Origin of the sequence: Noviherbaspirillum sp. (assembly GCF_035944575.1) — a bacterium.
GTDB lineage: Bacteria > Pseudomonadota > Gammaproteobacteria > Burkholderiales > Burkholderiaceae_D > Noviherbaspirillum.
In genome coordinates, this window is record NZ_DASZBA010000067.1 from 1 (window position 1) to 7060 (window position 7060).

6 protein-coding genes, 2 tRNA genes and 1 pseudogene are annotated in these 7060 nt (G+C 56.1%); 5 read left to right on the forward strand and 4 right to left on the reverse strand.

The features are described 5' to 3' along the window. The 4 genes and pseudogenes from VGU61_RS03705 to metG form a co-directional block, all read right to left on the reverse strand. Positions 1-122: pseudogene (locus tag VGU61_RS03705) on the reverse strand (segregation/condensation protein A); the annotation flags it as partial. A gap of 1 nt (position 123) precedes the next feature. After that, positions 124-333, reverse strand: coding sequence for a DUF3460 family protein (locus VGU61_RS03710; RefSeq protein WP_326857753.1), 210 nt, complete (start codon positions 331-333; stop codon positions 124-126). A 117-nt stretch (positions 334-450) separates the two neighbouring features. Next, complete coding sequence (locus VGU61_RS03715; RefSeq protein WP_326857754.1) at positions 451-936, reverse strand: GNAT family N-acetyltransferase; 486 nt, start codon at positions 934-936, stop codon at positions 451-453. 119 nt (positions 937-1055) lie between these two features. Beyond that, positions 1056-3143, reverse strand: coding sequence for a methionine--tRNA ligase (metG, locus tag VGU61_RS03720; protein WP_326857755.1), 2088 nt, complete (start codon positions 3141-3143; stop codon positions 1056-1058). A 211-nt stretch (positions 3144-3354) separates the two neighbouring features. Between metG and gltX the strand changes: the two genes are divergently transcribed. The 5 genes from gltX to VGU61_RS03745 form a co-directional block, all read left to right on the forward strand. Further along, the gene (gene gltX, locus VGU61_RS03725) at positions 3355-4749 is read left to right on the forward strand and encodes a glutamate--tRNA ligase (RefSeq protein WP_326857756.1); all 1395 of its coding nucleotides are present in this window, start codon (positions 3355-3357) and stop codon (positions 4747-4749) included. Between the two features lie 59 nt (positions 4750-4808). Further along, a tRNA-Ala gene (locus tag VGU61_RS03730) sits at positions 4809-4884 on the forward strand. Positions 4885-4970: 86 nt separating this feature from the next. Next, positions 4971-5046 (forward strand) — tRNA-Glu (locus tag VGU61_RS03735). 176 nt (positions 5047-5222) lie between these two features. After that, on the forward strand, positions 5223-6416 hold the full coding sequence (earP, locus tag VGU61_RS03740; RefSeq protein WP_326857757.1) for an elongation factor P maturation arginine rhamnosyltransferase EarP: 1194 nt from the start codon (positions 5223-5225) through the stop codon (positions 6414-6416). 107 nt (positions 6417-6523) lie between these two features. Then, positions 6524-7060, forward strand: a 537-nt coding sequence (locus tag VGU61_RS03745) for an elongation factor P (protein ID WP_326857758.1), incomplete at its 3' end; no start/stop codon positions are given.

The following is a 7060-nucleotide window of genomic DNA, read 5'->3' on the forward strand; positions in this document are numbered from 1 at the left end:
GTCGGCAGCTTGAACAGCGGCTCGCCGTACAGTTTTGCAAACGCCATGCCGTCGACCACGTCAGGCGTCGAATCCGGTTGTCCGGCCAATGCTAGCTCCGGTGCGTCCTGCGTTGTGCTCACGTCAGAATTTGTTCTGGTAGACGTAGGCTTGCTGGGGTACGCGCGATTCCTTGGTGCGTCGCTGCTGATCAAGATCAATCGGGGGTTTGTCCCAATGCAGGGCGCGTCCGGCACGCTGCTTCTCTTCCAGCTGCGGATCCTTCTGCTTCAGTTCCTTGAGGAACTTGGTGAAGTCGGATTCATAGCTCTTGTATTTCTTGCTGAATATCATAATTTTCTGCTAACGAGAAAAGAGGGCAAATAGGACGAGCGACATTTTACCCCGTCTTCAGCGGCAATTTATTGACGAATTTGTGGTTTCTAGGGTGCGTTTTCTGGAAACGGCGCTTTATCCGAGCAATCTGCGCATGACTGCCGGGGGCGGCTCAAGCGGATTGGCATGGGTGTATTCCACCTCCGGCGCCAATTCGAATCCCAAGGCCGCGTAGAGATCAAGCAGGCGCGACTGGTCGGCCCGGACGGCAAGCCGCAGCTCACGGATGTCGGATTCGAGCGCCCGATGTACCACGGCCTCCAGCAAATGCTGCGACAAATGCTGGCCGCGGTATTGAGGCAAAACCCCCATGCGCATGATTTCCCACACATCGGGCTCGGAATCCACCGGTGCCCAGCGTACCGATCCGATCGGCTCATCGCCGGATGCCCCGGACATCAGGATGAATCCGCCACCGGCCTGCAGGTCCTCGAGCACCCGCACCGCCGTCTCCCGATGCCCACTGGATGTCACCGCCACCGTCCCGGCCCATGACGCACGCGTCAGGTCCGCGATCAACTGTGCATCTTCAGGCTGGGCTTCGCGAATCAGAATGCTCATCGGCGACAGAAACCGTGCAGGTGTACTCTTTCCCATCGATAACATATTCGGCCCCATGCAGTGAATGCCGGCAAATTTCGCAGAAATACCGCTTCGACGCCATCATATTGCTTTTGTTTCTAACGCACCCGCATCCCCGGTTCGGCGCCCGGCCAGGGGTTCAGTATATAAATGCCCGGATTGGTTTTTTCATCGGCAGCCGAAGCCGCCAGCACCATGCCTTCCGAGATGCCGAATTTCATCTTGCGCGGTGCCAGATTTGCAACCATGACCGTCAGCTTGCCGACCAGGTCTTCCGGTTGGTAGGCGGATTTGATGCCGGAAAAGACATTGCGGTGACGGCCTTCGCCGACATCCAGCGTCAGGCGCAGCAGTTTGTCGGATCCTTCGACATGTTCGCAATTGATGATCCTTGCGATGCGCAGGTCGATTTTCGCAAAGTCATCGATCTTGATTTCCGGCGCCAGCGGCTCAATCGAGCCATGGCCTGCTTCTTCCGCCACCGAGGTGGAATGGGATGCGGGTGGTTTACTTGATGTATCGGAAGCAGCCGGCGCATCGAACAAGTCATCCAGCATCTTCGGGTCCACGCGCTGCATCAGGTGCTCGAATGTCCCGATCGAGGCAGGGCTTGCCTGCAAGTCGGCCCACGTCAAATCGCGTTCGATACCGAACAGCGACGACACCTTGCGCGCCACCGACGGCAGGATCGGCGCAAGATAAATCGTCAGCTTGTAAAACGCGCGCAGCAGGTTGCTGCAGACTTCCTGCAGTTCCTGGTTGTTCTCCGGCTTCTTTGCCAGTTCCCAAGGCTTCTTGGTGTCGACATACTGATTGACTTCATCCGCCAGCGCCATGATGAGCCGGATCGCCTTGCCGTATTCCCGCGCTTCGAACGCTTCCCTGATCGCGGATTCCTCCTCGTCGAAACGCGGATGCCAAGTGGTGGATGCGCTGAGCTTGCCGTCGAAGCGTTTCGTGATGAAGCCGGCTGCGCGGCTGGCGATGTTGACGTACTTGCCGATCAGGTCCGAATTGACCTTGGCGATGAAATCCTCGGCATTGAAATCAATGTCCTCCACCCTGGAATTCAGTTTGTATGCGATGTAGTACCGCAGCCATTCCGGATTCATCTTGATATCCAGGTAGCGCAACGGCGAAATGCCGGTGCCGCGCGATTTGCTCATCTTCTCGCCGTTCACCGTCAGGTGCCCGTGCACATTCACTTTCAGCTTGTCGATGATCGGATGCGCGGAAAATTTCAGCATCGTTGGCCAGAACAGCAAGTGGAACGACACGATGTCCTTGCCGATGAAATGCACCTGTTCCGTGGATGGGTCGTTCAGCAGCGCGTCGTAGTCGATTCCTTTCTTCGAGCAGTAATTTTTCAGGCTCGCGAGATAACCGACCGGCGCGTCCAGCCACACGTAGAAATACTTGCCCGGCGCGTCGGGGATGGGAATGCCGAAGTAGGGCGCGTCGCGCGAAATGTCCCAGTCGGCGAGGTCCTTGCCGTCGTCGCCCAGCCACTCGCTCACCTTGTTGACCATCTCCGACTGCAAGCGTCCCGGCGTATTCAGCCAGTCTTGCAGGAACGCGGCGCAGCGCGGATCGGACAACTTGAAGAAATACTGCTCCGCCGGCTTCAGCACCGGTGTCGCGCCTGTCAGGGCCGAATAGGGGTTCTTCAGTTCCGTCGGCTCGTAGGCCGCGCCGCAGACCTCGCAGTTGTCACCGTACTGATCTTTCGCGCCGCATTTCGGACACTCACCCTTGATATTGCGATCGGCCAGGAACATGCCCTTGACCGGGTCGAAGAAGCGCTCGACGGTCTTGGTAGTGATCAGATTTGCGTCGTCCCGCAGGCGGCGGTAAATGCCCTGCGACAATTCGGTGTTTTCCGGCGAATCGGTCGAATGCCAGTTGTCGAAAGAGATGTGGAAGCCGTCCAGGTACTGCTTGCGGCCGGCGGCGATCTTGGCGACAAACTCTTGCGGCGTAAGACCGGCTTTTTCCGCCGCGATCATGATCGGTGTCCCGTGCGCATCATCGGCGCCTACGAAGTGGACTTCGTTGCCCTGCATTCGCTGGAACCTCACCCAGATATCGGCCTGGATATATTCCATGATGTGGCCGATGTGGAATGCGCCGTTGGCGTAGGGCAGGGCGGTCGTGACGAATAGCTTGCGATGCGAAGGGTTACTCATTTGGCGGTTTGGCTGTTGGATAGCAAAAAATAGAATTTTATCAGTGCCGCCGCCGTAGGGGACCTTGGTTCCAGGGAGTGGGGGAGGCATGCCAGTGGCGCATGGGCAATCTTTGCGGAGCAGGCCGCTGGTTCCCTCGGTGTTGTCGACACGGTAAAATAGCGCTTTTCCGATATCACGGCTTTGGCGACCCAAGGCCGTTTTTCTTTCCATGACTGTACGCACCCGCTTCGCTCCCAGCCCGACCGGCTACCTACATCTCGGTGGCGCCCGCACCGCGCTGTTCTCATGGGCCTACGCCCGTCATTTCGGCGGAACATTCATCCTGCGGATCGAAGACACCGATGTCGAACGGTCCACGCCTGAAGCCGTGCAGGCCATTCTCGAAGGCATGGAATGGTTGGGACTTCAGCACGACGAAGGTCCGTTTTATCAGATGAAGCGGATGGACCGTTACCGGGAAGTGGTGGCGCAAATGCTGGCATCCGGCAGTGCTTACCATTGCTATTGCTCCCCGGAGGAAGTCGAAGCGATGCGCGAACGTCAGCGTGCCGTCGGCGATAAACCGCGTTACGATGGTACATGGCGTCCGGAACCAGGCAAGTCGTTGCCTGCTGTGCCGGACGGCCGCAAACCGGTCGTGCGCTTCAGGAATCCGGTCGACGGCGATGTGACCTGGAATGATCTCGTCAAAGGGCCGATCACCATCTCCAACCGCGAACTGGATGATTTCATCATCGCTCGCTCCGACGGGACGCCGACATACAACTTTTGCGTAGCCGTCGACGACTGGGATATGCGCATCACCCATGTCATCCGCGGTGACGATCATGTCAACAACACCCCCCGCCAGATCAACGTTCTGCAGGCCCTCGGCGCATCGCTGCCGGAATATGGCCACGTGCCGATGATCCTTGGGGCGGATGGCGAAAAGCTATCCAAGCGCCATGGCGCGGTGAGTGTCATGGAATATCCAGCCCAGGGGTTCCTGCCGGAAGCAATGCTGAACTATCTTGCCCGCCTCGGATGGAGCCACGGCGATGATGAAATATTCTCGGTGCAGCAGCTCTGCGAATGGTTCGATCTCGATCATTTGTCGAAGTCGCCGGCGCAGTTCAACCCGGAAAAGCTGGCATGGCTGAATAATCATTACATCAAGCTGGCTGATAATGCCCGCCTTGCATCACTTGCTCGTGCCTCGATGGAAAAGGAAGGTGCGCAGTTCGACGGAGCACCTGCGCTGGAGTCCGTGGTTGCACTCATGAAAGAACGTGCCAATACGATTAATGAACTTGCCGCGGCAGCCATGCTGTTTTATCGTCAGCCTGCCCCGGATGCCGCCTTGGTCACGCAACACATCACGGATGCCATTAAGCCGGCATTGACCGATTTTTCCGATCGCATCAAGTCGTTGGAATGGAACAAGGCGGCATTATCGTCCGCACTGAAAGAAGTGCTTGCCGCCCATAAGCTCAAGATGCCCCAGCTTGCGATGCCGTTGCGCTTGATCATTACCGGCCAACTGCAAACTCCGGCGATTGATGCCGTCATCGAATTGTTCGAACGCGAAGTTGTACTGGAGCGCCTGCAAAAGTTTCTTGGATAAATTTAGAGAAGCGATTTACACCAAAGCAAAAGCTTTGCTATAATTTCGCTTCTTCGCACGGGGGTATAGCTCAGCTGGGAGAGCGCTTGCATGGCATGCAAGAGGTCAGCGGTTCGATCCCGCTTACCTCCACCAGCGAAAAGTGCGATATGTAGCTGGTTATCAGAAGCAAAAAGAAGTACAATAGCCGCCGCAGAAGTTAAGCAGTAGGACAGGTTACTGTCCCCATCGTCTAGAGGCCTAGGACATCACCCTTTCACGGTGAGTACGGGGGTTCGAATCCCCCTGGGGACGCCAGATAAAACGCCACGCATATGCGTGGCGTTTTTCTTTTTCCGAAGCGTTTTTGTTGTGTGCGCATAATGTTGATAGCTCGATCGGCTTATATGCACAGTTTGAAACATCCATGAGTGGTGTTATTACGCGATGCGCCCTGATTACCGTCGCCGGCCTCACGATTCAGGTCATTGAAAATGTCTGCCAATAAAAATTCCGCAACGTCCTTGGCAATCTTCTGCAAGGTAGTCGATAACTACGGTGACATCGGTATTTGCTGGCGCCTGGCAAGGCAACTGCATCGTGAGAATGAGATATCGGTCACCTTGTGGGTGGATGATCTACACAGCTTCCACCGTATTTGTCCCGAGGTCGATGTCGGCGCTGAAGAGCAACAAATTGCCGGTGTGACGGCGCGCCACTGGCGGGATCAGGACGGCGTATTCACCGCTGGCGACATCGCCGATGTGGTTATCGAATTCTTTGGCTGCGACATCCCACCAGGTTATATCGCCGCAATGGCGCAATGCAATCCGCGTCCTGTATGGCTGAACCTGGAAGGTCTGAGCGCGGAGGAGTGGGTGGAAGGTTGCCATACCCTGCCTTCATCGCATCCCCGCTTGCCGCTGACAAAATATTTCTTCTTTCCCGGATTTACCAGTAAGACGGGAGGCCTCCTTCACGAAGCGTCGCTGGACGTCGAGCGACAGCGGTTCCAATCCGATCAATCGGCAGTCGCCGCGTTCCTTGCCGGGTTTGGCATGACCACGGCTGAGATGATGTCATTGAAAGTATCGCTGTTCTGTTATGGGCATGCGCCGGTTGCGGCGATGTTCGATCAGTGGCAGCGCGGCGATTCGCCCGTCACCTGCCTTGTGCCGGAAGGCGTCGCGGCGCAAGCGGTTCAAGCGTTTCTCGGCGTGGACGCAAAAGCGGGTACGGTAGGCAGGAAAGGCATGCTTACCGTGCGCGTCCTTCCCTTTGTGGCGCAACCGGATTACGACAAGCTGCTGTGGGCATGCGACATCAATTTCGTGCGCGGCGAGGATTCCTTTGTGCGTGCGCAGTGGGCGGGCAAGGCTTTCATCTGGCATATCTATCCTCAGGATGAAAATCTGCATCATGTGAAATTGCGCGCATTCCTGGGCCGTTATGCCATGCATCAGGAAAGTGTGCGTGCGCTGTCGCTGTACTGGAATGGCGCGGCAGCAGGCGCCGATGCATGGGGTGATGTTTCCGGTCTGTGGCAGCGCTTCAAAGATGACTTGCCAGAGATCGCGAACTGGACCGCCGAATGGCAGGGGCGAATGCTGGAACACGGCGACCTGGCTTCAAATTTGATGAAGTTTGTCCGGTCGCTGCAGTCGGTGACTGCGGAAAACAACGTATAATGCGCGGTTAATTTGTAACGTTCTGGTTGGATGTTGTGGGCTTACGGCGTCGTTGGCTCTGAAGCGGCAGATACTTTTTACGCAACTTATTTTTACGTACACTCTTTATGAAACCTGCAAAAGAAATTCGTGTTGGCAACATCATCATGGTTGACAACAAGCCTTTTATCGTACTGCGCTCCGATGTCAACGGTTCAAGCCGTACCGGCTTCACCTACAAATGGAAGATGAAAAATCTTCTGACGAATGCGCCAATGGAAAACGTCTTCCGCGGCGACGACAAATTCGATGTCGTCGTTCTCGACAAGAAGCCCGTCACTTTCTCGTATTTCGCCGATCCGCTGTACGTATTCATGGATGAGGAATACAACCAGTACGAGATCGAAGAGGAAAACCTCGGTGACGCGCTGCATTACCTGAAGGACGGCATGGAATGCGAAGCGGTTTTCTATGACGGCAAGGCGATTTCCGTCGAACTGCCGACCACGATTGCCCGCAAGGTGGTCTATTCCGAGCCTGCGGTCAAGGGTAATACTTCCGGCAACGTCCTGAAGGAAGCCAAGATCGAGAATGCCGTTGAAGCACATTGCCATATCGTTCAGGTGCCGCTGTTCGTCAGCCAGGACGACGTTATCGAAATCGAT